This window comes from Anabaena sp. PCC 7108 (assembly GCF_000332135.1).
Classification (GTDB): Bacteria; Cyanobacteriota; Cyanobacteriia; order Cyanobacteriales; family Nostocaceae; genus Anabaena.
The window spans coordinates 5,678,792-5,698,308 of the sequence record NZ_KB235896.1 but is presented as its reverse complement, the minus strand read 5'-3'; the positions used below and the strand labels follow the sequence as shown (position 1 = coordinate 5,698,308).

The window sequence follows — 19,517 nt, the reverse complement described above, 5'->3', positions numbered from 1 at the left end:
CTATTTTTAGCAGGTTGGGTTCAAGATACAACCCAATCTAAATTATATAATATTTTTTTGTCTGAATCAGGATGTCCAGGATTACAGGATTTACAGGATACAAATTGATTATTTTAACTTTTTTCTCCCTGCTATTTTTTGCGTCGGGTTTTCTTGGGTGGTTCGCTGGTGAGTTGAAATGTTCCATCTTCTGTGGAAACTTGGTTTTCCTTGGGAAGGGGTAATTCTATGACTGGTTGGGGTAGGTTTTCGTTGAGGGGAATATCCCAATAGGGATCATATTTTTGGGTAAATTCTTCTATTCCTATTGTTTGCAATGCGTCAAAATATGTAAGGCACAATTGCGGTGCTTTGGGGTAACTTTTGTGGCTGAATGTTGATAGAATATGGGCGTATTGTTGGCGGTTTAATCCATAAGCTTGGGCGACTACTGCATCAATGGCGGCGCGAATTTCCCAGCGTTCATCCTCAGTTGCTAAAACTGGAAAGGTAAAGGGAGGTTTGTTGGGTTCTCGCCATTCTTCGTTAAGTTGTTCACGCCATAGAGGTAAGTAACCAGTATGGTTACAGGTTAGGCGTAAGGCGGAATGAGAAAGGAAGGTTTTTGGTGCATCTGAAGGTACTGGATTTCTATTTACAATAAACAAATTTATATTAGCAGCTACCATCTGACGTAAGCAAAAATCAAATGGATATGAATTTACAAAAGTCAATAATAATAAAGCAACAAAATTAAGTCTGTTTTGCGGATATTGTTCAGCAAATAAAGAATTTCCAGAAAGCCAAGGTGGAGATACAAGACATAATACTCCTGTTCTTTCATTAGTTGAACTGGCTATTCGACGAATAGCAAGTCTAAAAAAAGCAGTTCGTTCAATAATTCTATTTATATCAGTTAGCTTGGAAAGTGCTACTAAATAGCGAGGGGCTTCATCCCAACAATCATCATATTGCCAGATAGTTTTACCCTCATATAATGGTATTAATTGATCTTGTAAAATTTTCTGACGTATATCTACTTTTCTTGGATCAAGATTAATTCCAATTTGTTCTTTTGTGTTAACTAAACGCCATGAATCATCTGTCATATCTAATTCACGACCTAATTTAATACCTAACTCATCACAAACTTTACCAAATGGTTCACCATTAGCAAAGCAAGTTTTAGCAACATCTAAATCTTTCTCTGAACGCAACTCTAACAAACTTAAATATTCACCTCCTGTTTTTTGAACAAAATCAAGGGTATAATGAAGCGATTTATGGTTATTACTTTCATCAAATAACCATTCATCATCATGAAGATAAAAAGCACAGGGGAACTCGCTTGTGATTCCTCCACGTTTGGCGATAATTACAGCAAATTTAAAACTGGCGTGAATTTCAAAAATTTTTCTTTTATTCTCAAATGAATAACAGCATTTAAACGCCATATTTTCAAAATAAAGTTTTCTAACACCAGTAGCACCTTCATTAGCATGAAAAGCTGAAGGAACAACAACACCAGTTAAACCGGAAGAAGCAAGTATTTTAGCATTCCGTTCCATAAAAGCTCGAAATGCGTCTTGTTTACCAATAGTTTTGTCACCGTCAATAATCGCAATTTGATATTCATAAATTGTTTTAAGCAATTTCTCTGTACTGCGAAATTCTCCAATATAAACATTATGTTTAGCTGCAATTTCAGGATCATTCAAAAGTCGTTTTTCTATTTCTGTACGTTCTCGCTTTGTGGGTGCTTCTAAAATATTAAAATCATAAGCAGCAAAAAATTCTTTATCTGCTGGTAACATTCTATCCCAAGGTGGATTGCCTAAAACCGCATCAAAACCGCGACGATTATCTAAACTCCCAGTGGGATAAAATACCTCAGCAAAAGCCAAATCATAAGGAAAAGCCGACACACATTTACCAGATACTAAAACCGCCAATAAATCCTCACGCTTTGAGGGGACACTCTCCACACCCAAACCCCGTGCAATCATTTCTAATAACTTAGGTTTATCCGCTAAATCTTCCGGTAAGTCTCCCGTTGTTCCCACAATATTGACTAAATTAGAATAATCAACATTGCCACTTTTATCACCCAACATTACCCCGCCAGCCCAAGCCGCCGCAACGATTTTAAAGGGTGCTAAAGCAATATCTAATTTTTGCTTGGCTGCTTGTTTAAATATTAAATCAGAAATATCAATACCAATAGTGGCTTCTAAATCTCGAATGTGTTTTAATGCTTCATTGATTGCTTGTTTAAACTGCTGATTGACATTTTGCCAAAGCAGTTTTTGGACATCATGTTGTGTCCCCGGTTCTTTCAATAAATGCTCAAAAAATGGACCAGTGAGGGAATCTCCCACTACCAACCGATGATCTAAAAATGTTAAAGGTAAACCTTCAGCATGAGATTCTAACCAGAGGGATAATTTAGCCAATTCTACTGCTAATGGATTCTTATCTACACCATAAAGACAATGCACTGCTACCAACCGCCGACAGATGGCTTTTGCTTCATCTTGAGAATAACCAGATTCTTCCCCCTCCGGTGCAGATGAAGGTAGATATTTAACTAATTTATCATCCGTATCTGGTAAATCAATTACTCTTTGACGGTAATTTTTGGACAGGAGAGACATTTTTGTAAACGTCTCTAAATCATTGTTGAATTTTGCTTGTTCTGCTTGTTTTTCTGCCTCGTTTGCTAACTCATCACACAAACGACAAGCTTCATATAATTTATCACCTAAAAACCGACAAGCTTCTACTAAAAAGTGTCCGCTTCCCATTGAAGGATCTAATACTTTTAATTTGAGAATTTCTCCAGGTTTGGGATCTTGTTGGGGGGAACGTTCATTAATTTGCGGTTCTAGAGTTTCTTTAACTAAAAACCGCACAAAAGAATGAGGTGTATAATAAGAACCACTGGCTTTTCTGCCTAAACCTACGCGCAAATAAAAACGGTTAGGGGGAATTTCTTCTATCCATTCAACTTTAGTTTTTTTACCGCGTTTTGGTGTTTCTTCTTCCTCTTCGTTTTCTATTTCTTCGTCGTCTTCTTCTATGTCTTGAGGAGTGAAGTCTTCACTACGAACTGGGCGATATTTTTCACCTTGAGAAATGGGTAATACTACTTCTAGTTTTTGTCGCCGTAAACGACACATTGGTTCTGTAGTAATTCCTGGTTCTAATTCTAATAATGCTTCATAAACTCGCCCTAAATCTTCCACGTTTAAAGGTCCATAATGTACCCGTTCCCGTGTTTTTGTACCGCGTTGGGCTGTTGTCCATAATAACTGGTCTAATAAATGAGCAATCGCTCTCTCTCCCCAAGTTAAACTAGATAAAATGGGTGTACTATCAACGCCAAACAATGCGCCACCCAAGGGTTTTACAGATAATTCGCTGCAAGAAAGTCCTTCTGCAAACATTTTAAAGAGCGATCGCATTCCAGATTCTAGCAAACTTCCTGTTTCCCAACCATCATCTAAGACATTTCTGGCATAACTCGCTAAGGCTGTACTGGGAGAAAAACTATTCCGCCATAAACTTGTGGAAGCAAAACTAAACGCCTGTGCTGTATTGTCGCTAGTTTCTAGTTTCAAGATAAACAGCAGTCGGTAAATAATAATTAACCCCTCTTTCCATAGCTGCTTCGCTAACCCCTCCCAACTTTCAGTATCCTCCAAAGATCCTTGGTTTGCTGGATGATCTAAAATCTCTTGTATAAAGCTTTCAACTGCACGCCGCGCCTGTACTCGCAGTTCCTTTGTTACCCGCGCTTGTTGTAACCGCGCTTTTTCCACCAAATCTGGTAACGCTTTTACCCCGCTAGGAGATGCTAAAGCTAACAACAGCAAAAAAGAATCAGGTAAATTGCGGTTACGCTTCCAATAGGGGTCAATAGCAATGGTAATTTGAGAATCTGGCCGTGCTGGATCAGAAATCAACAACCGTAATTCTACACCGTTTGTCAATAATCCCAACCGTTCGCCACAGGTGAGTAAAACCCGCTGGGCGCTGCGTAAATGACTATAACGATAAGCACTACCCCTCCGTGCTGGGGCATCTAAATCAATTTCAAAGTCAGTACACCAAACCCGTAACTTGGTTTTTCCATCCGCTGTGACTAATACTTCACCTCCAGACTCTAATCCTTCACGGGTTGAAACTTCCCCTGCTGATTCAATGTGGTCATATTCCAACAACTTCAGCAAGGGTGAAATTACATGATTTCTCACCCGCACTGCACCACCTCTAGTCGCCAATTCCCGCAATTTACGGCAATATGTCTGCCAAGTTGTTTGCAGTGTTTCCCCTTCTTTACCCGTATTTTTAGGTAAAAGTTTAGCTTTAGTTAGTTCTTTCTCTAACTCAAATCTAACAAAGGGTTCTGGTAGTGCTGGGCCAGTAAAAGTACAGTGTTGGAGAAATTCAAGTGCCATGTGTTATGTCGTGTTGAGCAGGGTGCAGGGTGCAGGGTGCAGGGTGCAGGGTGCAGGGTGCAGGGTGCAGGGTGCAGGGTGCAGGGAATAAATTCCCTGGCGGTTTTCTGTTGTAAGGGTTTAGCATTGCTAAACCCCTACTAACTAACTAACTAACTAACTGACTTCTGACTTCTACTCCAAAGCCTAATCAGGTATTAACATCAATACCCCTAATGGGATAATTTCTGGTGTAGACAGTGCTAATTTTGACTCTAATATTGCTAATCTTTGATGATAAATTCTTAGTCCTCCATCGGCTTCACTTCGCAGTTTCATCGGTTGATTACTATCTTTAGCAAATACCGCTAACCGTTTTACAGGTTCGGTTTCTGTCATCCAAGCTGGTGGTGCTGCCGATGGTACTAAAGTTTGCCCGTTTTGATCTGGAGTGTCTAATAAACTCAGTTGTACTCCGGTTTCCTCTTGTAATCCAGTAATTTCTTGACAGCGTTGTTGCAACCATTCAGTTTGACGCAATTTCTCTGTTTCTAATTCGTAGGTGCGTTCTTGAATCAATTTAGCAGCGATAGATTGCCAATTATTTTCTGCTATCTGTTGTCCTTGATTTTTGGCAGTTTCCCATCCCTGTTGAAAGTAATTTTGCCAAATATCTGTAGTTTTGACCGCCCGTTTTGGGTCTGCCAAGAATAGCCATTGGTCAGCTTGATCATAAAATTCTGTTTGGCCGTCAGATATAACTTTCACAGCCAACACTTGCTCAAATTCTGACCCAGCACGACTGGCCACCCGTCCCAAAAAGGTAAATAGTAAGGTTGGGTTAGGAACATCAGCTTTAACCACACTAGCACGGGTATCCTGACTATGGCGGTCAGCACCACCAAAGGATAAATTACGGACACGATCTAAAGCACGTCTGACTAGGGGATGGGCGCGACCTAAAAAGCCTACAGTGCGATTCTGGTCATCACGGGTAATATCTAAATTAGTCGTGAGGCGTAAACAACGAGTATTAGCATCATAACCGGGTAATTCGTCTAGTCCATAACTCCAATTTGTAGGAAGTATAACTGTAAAAATTTCTGGGTGTGGAGTTGGGCGAAAGTCCCCCCCATCTAGGAGAACAGCATCACGAACAAAACTAATTAAGTCTACCGCAAGAGTGCGATCGCCTTTGGCTTTGGCGGCATCAGCTTCTGTTAACCAGCGTTTTTGGGCATTCATCCCCAAATCTCCCAACCAGGTATGAGTGCGTGCTGCTTGCTGAAACCCTTTGAGAGAACGGTCTATTTCTTCTAGCAGTTCTCTAGTTGCTGTATCTGTACCTGCATTTTCATCAGCAGTGGTAAAATCTACTAATAGCGGTGTATCTTCGGCAAATAGTTTTTGGTCTTCTGCCATCAATCCTTGTAATAACCGCGCTGTTGAAGCATCAGTAGAAGTAGTTACTCCCAATGTATTGGGAACAAAGGTTAAACTAGCTCTTTGGCGTTCATACTTAGCAATTAATCGGAGTAAAATCCGTTCTTCAAAAGTACCGCGCAGAAATAAGTAACGCACTACTGGGTCAAATTCTTGTCCATAACGGTCAATACGTCCATTACGCTGTTCTAAACGATTAGGATTAAAGGGTAATTCTAAATGTATCAAGTGATGACAGCGTTGTTGGAGGTTTAAACCTTCGGCGGCTGTGTCTGTACTAACTAGCACTAAATCATTTTCTGTACGGAAACGATCAGTAATTTCTAATCGGACTTTATCACTATCATTACCACTCAGAGTTAGCACTTCACCAATATTTGCTTTTTGTAATTCTATTAAGGCGGCTCGTTGACTTGTAGTATATTCTGTATAAATTAGTACGTTTTCTTGGGGAATGCGTGAGCGAATTTCCTGCACTTCCTGAACTAATTGTTGTAACTTTGGATCTTGGATGATAGCAGCTTCAGCTAAGTCTACCAAGTTATCCAAGGCTGCTACGAAGTCAGAAATACGGGAGAGAGAGTATGATTCTGAACGTACCTCCCGCTGTAAATCTGCTAGTTGTTGGGCTAATTCTTCGGCTTCTAGGGCTGATTGCTCCTCTTCTTCTTCAAAACTAACAGCGCCAAAACGTTCTAATTTGCGGTAGTATTCCCGTAATGTCCGCAATCTTTGCCGACGGCTTTCTTGGGTTTCTGAACCTTCTGTCAGTAATTGTTGAAATCTCTCAGCTACGACGGTTAAGGTAGATTTACAGGCTGCTACTGTGGAGACACTGCGCTTGAGTAATGCCAGAAAAGCCAAAACATCACTGTAGCGTTTTTTCTGAAAAGCTCTACGTAATTCAGGGGCTAATAATTCTAAAAGACCCTGTTGTAAAGCTATATAATTTGGGTGTTCTATAGCGTCAGCAATTACGGGTTTTGGTTCAACAATCCTGTTTTTAAAGCGGTTGGGGATGTGGGATTTGAGACGACGGACAACATGAGAACGATAGCGATCGCCCCTTAAATTTCCTCTACCATCAACTAAGGAAAGGTCAAGCAGTTCACACAGAGAAGCAAACGAGCGATCATTGCCATCATGGGGAGTAGCAGTAAGTAACAACAGAGAATCACAACGACGCGCTAAAGCCTGTGCGAGTCGGCGACGTTGAGAATCTTCCTTATCTTCAATAGCACCCAAATCCATACAGTGATGGGCTTCATCTAGCACCACCATGTCATAACTAGCCCTCTCCAATAAATCAACGATCTTTTCCTGTTTCAGAAAATCAATAGAACCAATACCCAGGGGAATATGGTCAAAAGGATTAGCACCTAACTCTGTACTGCGCCTAATTTCTTCTAAAGAAGCTCGATTTACCTCATCCAGCCGTAAACCAAACCGTTCTGCCATTTCTAACTTCCACTGTTCTAATAGTGGACCAGCTGGACAGACAATTAAAATCCGGTGCGCTACTCGCCGCGCCATCAACTCAGTAATAATTAAACCTGCTTGAACGGTTTTCCCTAAACCTACCCCATCTGCCAATAACAACCGCACTCGACTCATCTTAATTGCCCGCAGTACGGGAACGAGTTGATAAGGTTCAAGGCAAAGACGACCAGGCTGAACTGCAAGTAAGACATCAGATCCCAGTGCTTGTTCCAACAAAAATGCTTGATGATAAACTAACCAATTACGTAAAGGGGCGGCACGATCTGGACGCAAATCACGAATTACTGGCTCTACAGATTCAAAAGGATAGAGAATATCAAATTCACTACCTCGTAATTCTCCCTCCAAGCACCGCAGACGGTAGAGAGTTTGTTGTCCTAATTGGGTAGTGCTAACCACTTCCCAGCGCATATTTCGCGCTTGGACTTCTGTTCCAGCCAGCAAGTTTGTCATGCTCGTTTTTTCATCCCTTCCATCCAGGAAATATAACAGAAAACCGTAGTAGCCAACTTAGCTTATCTTCGCATTTTTTGCGCGAGTAAAGCTGGAATGGAAAGCGCAGACAAAAGAACTACGTCAATCAACGAGATCAAGACAAGTTTTAAGTAATTGGACAAAAATATTTACAGTCATTGCGAGCGAAGCGAAGCAATCCCAGCCCTTGCGATTGCGTCATTCCACTGCGTTCCATTCGCAATGACATTGTGTAATTAATTCTGTCCTAGTACTTAACCAAATTTATCTGACTTCAAATTTAATGCAGCACTTCACAGAAGCACTGATTGGAGTAGAAATTGAATTTAGGAATAATCAATCAAAATGAAATACATCAAAAAGCCTACCACTTTACATCAAATGATGGTTTTTAAATAAGTCAATAACCTGTAAAAATACAACTGACACATTTAATAAAAATTGAAAATAAAATTCAACGGTAGTTAATCATAACTTAACTCAGATAAAAGGCAGTTTGCAGTTTATCTCTTTGATTACCAGAATATCTTCAAAATTGAAGCAAATCATTGCTTAATTTATGACTAGAAAAAGGAAAAAAATCACCGTGAATGAAAATGTGAATGAAAATGAACAGAATCAATCAAATGAAGATACTACACAAAATCGACAGGTAACAACAAATACTGAAACAGTAGAAAATAAAACTGATCCAACAGGAAGAATAGTAATTATCACAGGGGATAAAGGAGGTGTAGGTAAATCCACATTTGCAAGGGGATTGCTACATTTATATATCAACAAACAGTTAAAGTATTTAGCTTATGACTCAGATCATCGCAATGCCCAATTGTATAGACACTACGACTCAGCACAACCTGGAGTCAAGCTACTTGATATTTTTACAAGAGGTGGAGCAGATGACTTACTAATAGACTTAGAAAAAGAACTTCCCCCATTGGTATTAGTAGATTTACCAGCCCAGTCAGGTCTGTTTTTTGAGAATTTTGAGAAAGACTTGGGTGTATTTGATGCCGTCAAAGGCTTAGGATACAGAGTCACAATGGTGAGTGTACTATCTAGGGTAAAAGACTCAGTGAATATATTACGAATTCTTCACAAATACTGTGGCGATCGCGTTGATTATGTAGTTGTAAAAAATCTATTTCACGGTGAAGCTGATAAGTTTGAACGCTACGACAGTTCTGATACTCGCACTAAACTTTTAGATGCTGGTGCAGTAGAAATTAAAATGCCTGATTTGTTTTTCAAACCCTATGACTATATTGATGAAAAGAACTTGACTTTTAGTGAAGTTTTAGAAGATAAACAAGCCAACATTGTCATTAAATCTCGTGTTTCAGCTTGGTTGAAAGAATTTGAGCAAAGCGTGTTGAATGCTAATGAATTATTGGGGATAAAAGAAAATGCAGTCATCACAGATCAAGCCGCATAGCCAAAATAATCCAGGAATTATCCCCAATCCTAAACGACTAGTAATGACAGTTGGTGATGCTAGAGTAGGTAAGTCAACAACAGCACGTTTGTTGATAGAGATTTATCTAGAATCACAACTAAATCTCAGAGTTTATTACAGTGGTAATCGCAATAAGTTATATGCTTATCAGCTATTATTACCTATTGCTCAATTGCCCTTAACCCAAGGTGGTGCAGACCAATTATTAATTGATTTAGAGAGTTTTTCTGATGTGCAAGTAGCTTTAAGTGATTTACCCGGACAAAGTTTTGAAGAATTCCGAAAATTTGCGGAAGAAGTAATGCTGTGGGATGCAATTGCACAATTAAGTTATCGTATCACCTTTGTACATCCAATTTCTTATCGGAGAGATTGTACAGATTATCTACAAGAGCTTTTTAATTGTTATGGAAATAAAGCAGACTACATCATTATCAAAAATCTGTATTTTGGTGACGAATTTCCTTACTATGATGGTTCTGATATCCAACAGCGTATCCAAGCAAGTGAAAACAATGAATTATATTTGGGAAAGTTATGGAGAGATACTTATGAATTATTAGAATCTCTGGATTCACCTTATAACTATGCCCTCCAAAATTACGAAATAGATTCTATGAACCGTTCTCGTGTTTTTAATTGGATGGAAGAATTTAGTGGGCAAATTAAGAATAATAAACATATTGGAGAATTATTGGGTTTATTGAATATTACATCAACAGTGGATTTACAAAATCAATTAAATAGCGATTTTTAAGCTTTGTTGTAAATATTCAAAATCAGGAAAAAGTGGGAATAAAATTATGCGTATAAAAATCATAATTTAGAACAATTTTAGGATTTCCACCCAATTAATATGAAGCTGCATATAAGTAATCGGACAAAATTAATTACACAAACATCTGGACTAAAATTTTTGACTGATAGAGAATTGCTAAATAACCAATATGTAATTAATTCTGTCCATTTCAGCACAATAAAAAACTGACATATAGGAATCAGGTTTGATTACTATATCATCTCTATCAAGAAACATAAAAAAAGGAACATGAACTTATGAACACCTCTGTAGAAGCTTCTTTAGATACAACATTAGCAGGACAATCAGATCATTTTAAACAAAAAGTTCTCGATGTAGTGAGACGTTCTGGTATCAATCCTAAAGACCCATTGTTTTTGGTATTAAGTTCCCTGGGTAAATTTGAGGTCTTAATGGAAGACATTCCCGGTAAACTTAATACAGTAGTCGAAGGTTGGACAACAGAAATAGATGACAAACTCGATAAAGCATCAAGTGTAGCCATTGTTCAACAAAAAAGTGCGATCGCTAAAGCAGCATCAACCTTGTTGAGTAAAACTGAGCAAAAAAAATCTAGACCCGTCTTTAGTCCTTTAATAGCCGCTGCCCTGGTATTATCTGGTGTGTTTGGTGTCGTTATGCTGGCTGGTAATATAATTTTTATTTGGAAAGGTAGAGGGTTAACAGAACCAGTTCGCTTGACTGTAGAAGAACAAGAAACTTTGAATTGGGCTAAGTCAAAAGACGGAGAATTTGCTCGTCAAATTATGAAATGGAACGATTTTGACCTGAGTGTTTGTCGAGCCAAAAAAGCTCAATTGAAAGGCAGATGTATGATTTGGGTTGTGAATAATGACGAGCGACAACGTTATCTAGATCAATTAAATCAAAAATAAAAATCAAGCCGTTAAACTGATTTGATCCATTTCAGCACTATCTATCAGTCCCTCTACAATTGCTTTCGTAGCAGCTTGAGCGCGGTTTTGACAATCGAGTTTAGTTAGAATACGATGGACATGAGACCTCACAGTACCCACACTCAAAAAAAGTTTATTGGCAATTTGATTGTTTCTATCACCAATAGCAATCATTTGCAAAATCTCCAATTCCCTAGAACTAAGCGAATATTGCCGACAAACTCGTTTTATTTTCAAGCTGGGAGTCACAACTACTGATTGAGGTTGCAAATTTTGAATTAATATTTTAGCGATCGCAGAATCTAACCAATTTCCTCCTTTGTGTGTCACATAAATAGCTTCTGCTAACTTTTCTTTAGCTATCGTCCTTGTGCAATATGAATCTGTACCTGCTGCGAAAGCTTCTCTAACAGAGTCTTCCATAGCTTGAGCATTAAAAATCACTATTTTAGTGATTGATGATACTTGCTTAATTTGTTTTACGACTTCAATACCACTATCATCTTGAAGATGCAGATTAACAAGAGCTATGTGTGGAGTATAAGTTTTTATTAGTTTGAGTCCTTCTGATGCTGTTTCAGCTTCCCCACAAATCTCGATATCATGAGCAGCCGTAAGTAACACATTGATACCATATCTACTCAACTCATGGTCATCGATAATTACTGTTTTTATCATGTTGTTCACCTACTATGTTTGCGGTTTCTTCTGATTTGGCAGTATTAATGATGATATTTAGAAATGCTAACTTATCTATTAAGTTAGATAGATGACAAATATATTAATTTAATATTTTCTTAAGATTCACCTATAGAGTAAACTCTATGGGTGTGTTTAATAATTATCAAAAAGAAAAAATTTAAATAATTTCAATATCAAACTAAAGATAGAAAAACAACATCCAAAAGATTGAATTTTATTAAATTTCTCTAGGTAAGGCTAGATTAGCCCTCTATATCTTGGGTGCTATTTTTTTGAATGGCATTTACATAAAGATTAGAGAGAAATTACCTAAGAAAAATCAATTTTTGTACCTTTACCTCCGCAGAACACAACAAAATACAGCCAAGTTATTTTGGGTATTTTAAAATACTGGGTATACTAATATAAAACCACAACGGGAGCAACGCGAAAAATTGAGATCAGGGTTTAGCTCGATTCTCAATAAAAACAAGTATTTCACTGCGATGCCTGCGGCGGGCGTAGCCATCGCACTATTAAAAAGGTGATTCATACCCCTAATTTTTAGCACCTCACACAATCGCGCTGCTCCCAATGGAACTTGACATCAAATTCCGGTTTATAAAATTTTTATACCTTTTTTATATCTTTTGGTAGTGGTACAATTAACAGCACAAGCTGTACTATTAATAATTAGCTTATGCTCTTATAGCTGGTTTGCTACTTTCTGCTAAAAATTTTACACTTGTGTTGATTATATCAGCAATATCTACTGGATCTAGGGTATAAATTCGTGCCATGACTTCCTTCTTAATTTGTTCAACAGGATATTTATTGCTGGTTGTAACAGTATTTAATGAGTTTTTGTCCAAATCAAAATTTTGAAGGTAAGTAGATAGAGATATATAACCTTCTAAGTATTGTTGCAGAGTTTCACTATCACCACCACTCAATTTTGCTAAACGCAAGAAATTTTTAGAGTCAGTTTCGGGAATGGCTTTACCTTTCAACCATCTATATACAGTTGAAAAATCAACACCGATTTCTACAGATAAAGTTGTTTGAGTCCAGCCTTCTTTTAATAAATGTTCAATTAACTCGACTAATCGTTTATGACGTTTTTGCATAGTAGAAAACCTGGTTCTACCAGTTATAAAATTTACTTTTGCTTTTTCAACAAGTACAACAGTTTATTTTTATCGCACGTTTTACTTAATTGATAGGATTGGTGAAGACAAATAATGTTCTAATCAAACAGGTAACAGGTAAATCATTATAAGAACACGATATGTTTCTTTCATCCCTAACAGGTGTTGTAAGTAAATAAGCGATAAAAAATATGACAAACCTAACCCTCCGACTCCTTGAAAAGGCAGTGAAAGCTCCTTATATCACAAGATAAAGGTTTGAAGAGAGGTTTTTTATTAAATTGTGCCTAACTACTCAATTCTAGTTGGGCTGTTCCTAAGAAATACATTTTATCACCCTTATTAGGTAAGAAGTTAAAATTTTGTATTAGCTCAATAATTTGGGAAGAACTACCGTATCGGTAACGATTTTGCGTCTTTTGAGGTTTTTCTTGAGCTATTTACCCATTAGCTATTCGCTCTCTTCACCTATCTTCAACAATAAATCAAGGGGTTCAACAATTTTAAAGGGGGGAGTGAACAATCATTTTTGCCCTAAATTATTGAGCAATTACGAAATTTTCCATACTTTCCGTACTTATCCCTCTTCGGTCAAAGTAGGGTAAAACCTTAATTCTTCGTTGGCTAAAATAACGCAACTTCATTAATTTATCTAATGTTGATAAAAGAGGATTATGGCAGTGTGCGATTGAGTGAATAAAGACAAATCCTTTGTCAGTAAATATTATAGTATATATAAGCATATTTTATCAAACTCCAGTCCGCTATATGAAAACTTGAACTGCATCGACTAGAAATGGTTATTGCATCTGTTTTAGTGGGAGACCTAGTGCCATCTTAGTCAACATCAATTGTTAAGAAATTATAAATTTAGATGCAACTTATATTGCGCTGTGCAAGATTATTAATATTGCAGGGGGCAAGTAACAAAATCTACTTGAGAAAGCATCTGTCAATAAACAAGGTGTTATCACTCTCAAATCTAAAGTTATGACGTACACAATAGACTTAAATCGAGTCTCTATGAATGGAGGAGAGAACCAAGCAGGGTTATCTTCTAATTCTACCATCTTTTTGGATACACAAAATCTTACTGTTGCCGAAGATATTGATCCAATGGAGACGAACTCTGAACAAAATCAGGCAGCTAATCAATACCTATCAAACAGCGCGGATCATCTGAATGAAGGTGATAGCCTGCGTGGCGAAGCCATAACAGTCGAACTAGGTAGATTAGAGGACAGAATTGAAAAGGGTTTAAGAGCTTTTTGGGACATCGGACAATCTTTGGGCCAAATTCGAGATAAACAGCTTTATCGGCAAAGTTACAAAACCTTTGATGAATATTGCCTGAACCGTTGGGAAATGTCCCGACGGTCTGCTTATCGCTTGATACAAGCTGCATTGGTTTATGAAAATGTGACCCGTGGATCACAAAGTTTTGTAAATGTGACCCATGGATCACAAAATCAAATTCTGCCTACGAACGAACGCCAAATCAGACCTTTAGTAACACTACCCCCAGAAAAACAACGCGAAGCTTGGGCTAAAGCAGTTTCTACAGCCCCCAATGGAAAAGTTACAGCTGATCATGTTGCCCAAGTAGCCAGAGAGTACCATCGTGAGAACTCAGCAAATAAATCTAGGCAAAAGCACTCTTTTGAGCAACAACAGCAATCAACTGATAATTCTGAGCAATCATTAAACCGTAGTTGCTGGAATTGCCGTCATTCTAGTCAAGAGTTGATAAAAGATGATCACCAAAGTTTTTATTGCGATCGCCTGGGTAAATTAAGCTTTGTTGAGAAAGACGGCAACCAACGTGGTGCAGAATGCGAATACTGGACTTACCGCTTTGGAGAATCTTCTCAAGTCAGAAAAAATGTAATTCCATTACGAGAAACCTTTAACCTGACTTTACAACTTCCAGCACAGTTACAACCTCTGCTCCAAGATGCTGCTAAAGATTCAGGTTTAACTGTTATGGACTGGTTGACAAAACTGGTAGAAGAAAAGCTTTCACACGAGAATGAAAAGCAAAATACAGATATTGATGAAAATTTCGTAGGTACTGTAGTTTCAGAAGTGGCTTAATATTCAGGATTTTAAGCCAAGAGACAATATCTGAGGCAGATAGAAGTGAAAATTCAAATAAAAACCCTTGATAGCTTGAATGGCGTAGCCATAGCTTAACCAAGATTAATTAAGATTAATTGTTGCAAGAGGCTTATAAGTAGCAGGTTTTAAAAAAGTAGCAATTCATTAATAAATAACAAATTTAAAGGTATATGGGTTTTCCTTGTATGCCTATAAATCTTGTGCTTATGAAAATCAACATTTCTGAATTTTAACAGTATCTACAGCGAAATGAAACTTCTAATCAGGTCAACATTTGGTAATTTGGGGGAGGACAGTTTTGGTGTCAGTAAGAGAGAATAATAGAAGATATCCAAAACCTGAATTATCAGGTTATCAATTAGCAATACCTTACCCAGCAGATGCTACACGCAAAACTGGAACTGGCGCTATTGCTAATCCACAAATACCAGTAGCTACTAAACGATTTAGGAAAGCTAAAAACCTTCCTTTCACAGAACAACCGCTATTTATAAACAACAACTACGAGATGACAGCAACAAGTGCGCCAATTATTAGTGCTACCCAAGCATACCTTAAACAACCTGATTGGAATAAATATAGTGATGGCAAGCTTTACTTCTCAAAAGAATTTGGTAAAGGTCGTTATATCGAGTTCTACATACTTCACCAACAAGCACATCAACCACAATATATCTTGGATGGTGCGGAACACCAAATCCTGGAAAAGTACGGTGTAATGGCTGCTAGATTACACGCAGTATTTGCTACTTATGCTACACAACAAAAAGAACCTTGGAAACAGCCTTTTATCCTGCGTGGTTCAGAATTAATTAAGACGCTGCAAATATATAAAAGTAAAAAACTCAGTAAATCACAAAAACTCAAAGCTATAGCAGATTTGGCTATGGTAGTTGGTACTTTAGGAGCGGTAATTCAATGGTACGAAGGCGATTTAAATCTTAGTATTAAAGAACGTTGTTTACTGTGGATGGTAAGTGTACAGGAATATAGTCAACCGAATTTATTTCAAGAACCAGAAGATTTATTAGAAGTTATCATTCGTGTACAGCCTGGACTTTGGACTTATAATTTTCTCAATGCTGAAGGAGAAAAAGCAAAAACTGCACTCTATCAATGTGGGTTTATGCCTAAGCAAGTCTTTGATTTAGATACACATAAACATAAACTAGCTTTTGAACTTGCTTTATATATTATTCAAAATAATCGCGCTCATAAAAATGGTACTTACACAATTCATAATTTATTGAGTAATATCTTACCAGGTTCTCAAATTGAAAAAGCAGTCAGTGATTATCGGTATGGTTGGCGATTGAGAGAAGATTTAGAAGAAGCTTTTCTGCTATTAAAAGATAAAGTTAATATGACGATTGAGTTTGATGATCAAACCTACCCAATGTGGTTAAGACCTTTGTGGGCAATACCAGATGAAATAGCTCATTTATCACCTCAAGAAAGAAATCAAAAGTTACTAGGAAAAAAAAAGTTACCAGATAATTATATTCAAAATATTTTATTACCTGCTAAGTTAAATTTTAAGTTACCACCTTCACAGATAAATAATAAGGAATCAGTAAAAAATCAAAAAAATACAAAATCTAATCAAGCTGGTGTAAAAATACAAAATCCGGTTGATGTTGTCATAAATAATTCTAGCGTAGCTAAAACTTCATTAGCAAGTAATGGTAAAGTAACAGTTACTTCCATAACTGTTATCAATAAAATAACTGGCAGCTTGGTTAAAGAAATGAGAACAGCTAAAAAAATAAGTCAAAGAGACTTTGCTAATGCTGTAGGTATGAGTCAAAGCTGGGTCAGGGATATTGAGACTAAGGGTAAGGATGCACCTATTCCTGAAAAGTATACTGCTATAATTAAAGAGATTTTAAATTTTAGATAAGCTATTGAAAATTATGAGGTAATAGGAATGGCTTATAGGGATTCTAGAAATCCATCTATGAACATCTATAAATATTAACTATTCATTGCTTTTAATACTCGTTTGATTTGCTCAGATGCGTCTATTTGTTCAGGACTCCAAAGATATATTGCTTTGTTAAAATGTTCTTCAATTTTAGCTTTATTTCCTATTTTTTGATAGGTTAATGCTAGTTGAAAGTAGGCTTCTGCTAAATCACACTTTGCACCTATTTTTTCTAATATTTCGATTGATTCTTGATGATAGATAAGGGCTGTTTCAATTTCGTTTTGGATGCGATAAAGTTCAGCTAAACCTGTTAATGCTTTTGCTTTTACTTGAGGATAGTTACTATTTTTAGAATATATAATTGCTTGATTACATAAATTAAAAGATTTTTGAACTTCACCTAATGTTTTATATGCTAAAGATAAATAAATATAGCTATATCCTCTCGTCCAAGGAGTCATTCTGTAAACAGCATTAATTTCTTTATATGCTTTATCAACAAAATAACTAGAAGATTTTAAATCATTTTTTAATGAATTTAATAAAGCTAAACAAAAATAACCTACCCAAATCATTTCTTGTTTTTGTCTATCTTCTTCAAATTTATAAACTGATTCAATTTTATTCATATAATCAGCAAATATCTCAATTGATTTATCTATTAAAAATAAATCTAAATAACAAAGTCCTAAATTCAGTAGAGAAATTATAGTGAAAATATTATAATTATGCCTTATTGCAGTTTTCTTACCCTGATCAAAATATTTGATAGCTTCATGTATGTCGCCAGATAACCAATAAAAACTACCTGCTGCATTGTACAACTCACTTACATATTTTTTTTCATCAATATTATCAATTTTAAGAATTAGTTGGATCATTTGATTCATTTTATTGAGTAATCCAATTCTATAAAAAGCCCTACTAAGAGTTTCAAAATTACCAAAATTACTCCCTCTTTCTTGACAAAGAGTATAAGATAATTTTTCAATATTATTAATTTGCAAGTAGTGAAAACTTGCTTCAAAAGCAGTTAAAGCATCTTTGGCATTTTCAATAATTTCAACACTTTCAGTCCAAAATTCTGCTGCTTCTGTATTTGCTTTTTCCCAATCTTCATTATTTCTCAATCTTTCTATCGCTTCTTTGCGAATTACAGGATGTAACGAATACTCATCATTATTGAATTCAACTAAAGCACGTTCTTTCAAAATTTTAATAATTCTTTTATGCTGATTTTTTACTACATCCCAAATTAAACAGAATACACCTTTTTCTGGTACAGTTGAAACATATTCATCTTGATAACGATAACATCCCATCCGACAAAGCAAATTATAAGCATCAAGATTAATATGAGCTAATCTTTCAAATTGTTCCTTAATTAAATTAGCTACCGCAGTTTCAACTTCTAAATTTTCGTCGGTTTTATTTTCTTGCCAATAAGCAATAATATCTCCATTAAAATCATTTATAATGGGATTACATAATACTTTCATAGCCAAAGCATTACCACCATAGACTTTGTGAATTTCAGTTAATATGGGAGTATCTGGGTTAATTTCTTGATGATGCCAATATTCAGACCATGCTTCTAAATTTAAACTGGGCAGTTTATACAGGATAATGTCCAAACCCTCACAAAGACGCTCACGACTGGTAATAAGAGTAATAGATTTAATGCTAGAATCTGTTAAAATTCGCAACAATTCTACATAACTACGATGCTGTTCAATAAACTTACCAGAAGCATCTAAAGCAGGTTCGAGGTTATCTATTAAAATGCCTATTTCCTGTGTTTGGAGTTTTTGTTTTAATTGCTGTAAAGATGCCATTAACTCCTTTCCGGGTTCTTCTCCTAATTTACGCAAATTAAATTCTAAAAGATTTTCTATTGAGGCAATATCTTTTATTTCTTTACCAATAGGAAATTCTAAGACTGTTTTAAACTTACTTTGTAGATATTTACTGGCTAAAATAGTTTTACCAGTTCCTCCAGGTGCGATGATTTGGATAATTTTTGCACCTTTGTTGATGAGGTTGTTAAGATGTGCGATATCGTCGTTACGTCCCACGAAATTAGGATCATATTCCGTAGAACAAGCCTCTTGCTTATTAGATGTAGATGTATGAGAGGGCAAAATACTGTCACTAGCCTGATTTTGGCTTTCTGTAACCGTTGGTTTATGTAGTAAATCAGGCTTGTATTGAGCAAATAAGGCCATTAAATTGGCTCGTTGTGAAGTTCGATCATCATCAAAACCATTTTTTAAGCCGAAGTCTTGACAAATCTTTCTAATATGTTGCCTTACGGTAGTTTCAGCGATAACTAAGGATTTAGCGATCGCCTGATCAGTGTTACCAGCTAAAAAAAGCTCTAAAACCTCTCTACGTCTTGGTTTTAGCTGTTGCAATGCTGTTTCAAATCTCTGTTTAGTCATCCGTAAACAAATGTTTATCTAGCTTGTTTATCAAGACTAACACCTGTGTGTAGCAGTGTTTACGGCTTATATATCAAACTTTTAGATATAGAACCCATTTGGTATCTACCCTGTAAATCTGAAAAGAAGGGGATTTAACTAAGTCAGCCACTTTTGCCCAAAGCCGCTAACAGTGTTTCATAAAAGATCCCAAAT

10 protein-coding genes are annotated in these 19,517 nt (G+C 36.6%); 5 read left to right on the top strand and 5 right to left on the bottom strand.

Going from position 1 to position 19,517, the window contains the following annotated elements:
• Positions 1–131: 131 nt before the first annotated feature.
• Together ANA7108_RS0126410 and ANA7108_RS0126405 are read right to left on the bottom strand one after the other, a co-directional pair.
• Positions 132–4,439 carry a hypothetical protein gene (locus tag ANA7108_RS0126410; RefSeq protein WP_016953843.1) on the bottom strand — a complete coding sequence of 1,436 codons (4,308 nt, stop codon included), beginning with the start codon at positions 4,437–4,439 and terminating at the stop codon, positions 132–134.
• Positions 4,440–4,625: 186 nt separating this feature from the next.
• Positions 4,626–7,814 (bottom strand): helicase-related protein, encoded by a 3,189-nt coding sequence (locus ANA7108_RS0126405; RefSeq protein ID WP_016953842.1) that lies wholly within the window; start codon positions 7,812–7,814, stop codon positions 4,626–4,628.
• Positions 7,815–8,394: 580 nt separating this feature from the next.
• Here ANA7108_RS0126405 and ANA7108_RS0126400 point away from each other — a divergent pair.
• From ANA7108_RS0126400 to ANA7108_RS0126390, 3 genes are all read left to right on the top strand, one after another.
• A complete protein-coding gene (locus ANA7108_RS0126400; RefSeq protein WP_016953841.1) occupies positions 8,395–9,270 on the top strand; it encodes an AAA family ATPase in 876 nt (291 codons plus the stop codon).
• Positions 9,242–10,048, top strand: a complete 807-nt coding sequence (locus ANA7108_RS0126395) for a hypothetical protein (protein WP_042490695.1) — start codon at positions 9,242–9,244, stop codon at positions 10,046–10,048. Before ANA7108_RS0126400 ends, ANA7108_RS0126395 begins: the two co-directional genes overlap by 29 nt.
• 299 nt (positions 10,049–10,347) lie before the next feature.
• Positions 10,348–10,986: a DUF6753 family protein gene (locus tag ANA7108_RS0126390; protein ID WP_016953839.1), complete on the top strand. Its 639-nt coding sequence runs from the start codon at positions 10,348–10,350 to the stop codon at positions 10,984–10,986.
• Positions 10,987–10,989: 3 nt separating this feature from the next.
• On the opposite strand, the gene ANA7108_RS0126385 is transcribed toward ANA7108_RS0126390, so the two are convergent.
• Positions 10,990–11,685 (bottom strand): response regulator transcription factor, encoded by a 696-nt coding sequence (locus ANA7108_RS0126385; RefSeq protein ID WP_016953838.1) that lies wholly within the window; start codon positions 11,683–11,685, stop codon positions 10,990–10,992.
• Between the two features lie 701 nt (positions 11,686–12,386).
• Complete coding sequence (locus ANA7108_RS0126380; protein WP_016953837.1) at positions 12,387–12,815, bottom strand: helix-turn-helix transcriptional regulator; 429 nt, start codon at positions 12,813–12,815, stop codon at positions 12,387–12,389.
• Positions 12,816–13,826: 1,011 nt separating this feature from the next.
• On the opposite strand from ANA7108_RS0126380, the gene ANA7108_RS0126375 reads away from it, so the two are divergent.
• Together ANA7108_RS0126375 and ANA7108_RS0126370 are read left to right on the top strand one after the other, a co-directional pair.
• Positions 13,827–14,930 carry a hypothetical protein gene (locus tag ANA7108_RS0126375; RefSeq protein WP_026104476.1) on the top strand — a complete coding sequence of 368 codons (1,104 nt, stop codon included), beginning with the start codon at positions 13,827–13,829 and terminating at the stop codon, positions 14,928–14,930.
• Between the two features lie 325 nt (positions 14,931–15,255).
• The gene (locus tag ANA7108_RS0126370; RefSeq protein WP_016953835.1) at positions 15,256–16,854 is read left to right on the top strand and encodes a helix-turn-helix transcriptional regulator; all 1,599 of its coding nucleotides are present in this window, start codon (positions 15,256–15,258) and stop codon (positions 16,852–16,854) included.
• Between the two features lie 74 nt (positions 16,855–16,928).
• On the opposite strand, the gene ANA7108_RS0126365 is transcribed toward ANA7108_RS0126370, so the two are convergent.
• The gene (locus ANA7108_RS0126365) at positions 16,929–19,322 is read right to left on the bottom strand and encodes a tetratricopeptide repeat protein (protein WP_016953834.1); all 2,394 of its coding nucleotides are present in this window, start codon (positions 19,320–19,322) and stop codon (positions 16,929–16,931) included.
• Positions 19,323–19,517 lie beyond the last annotated feature (195 nt).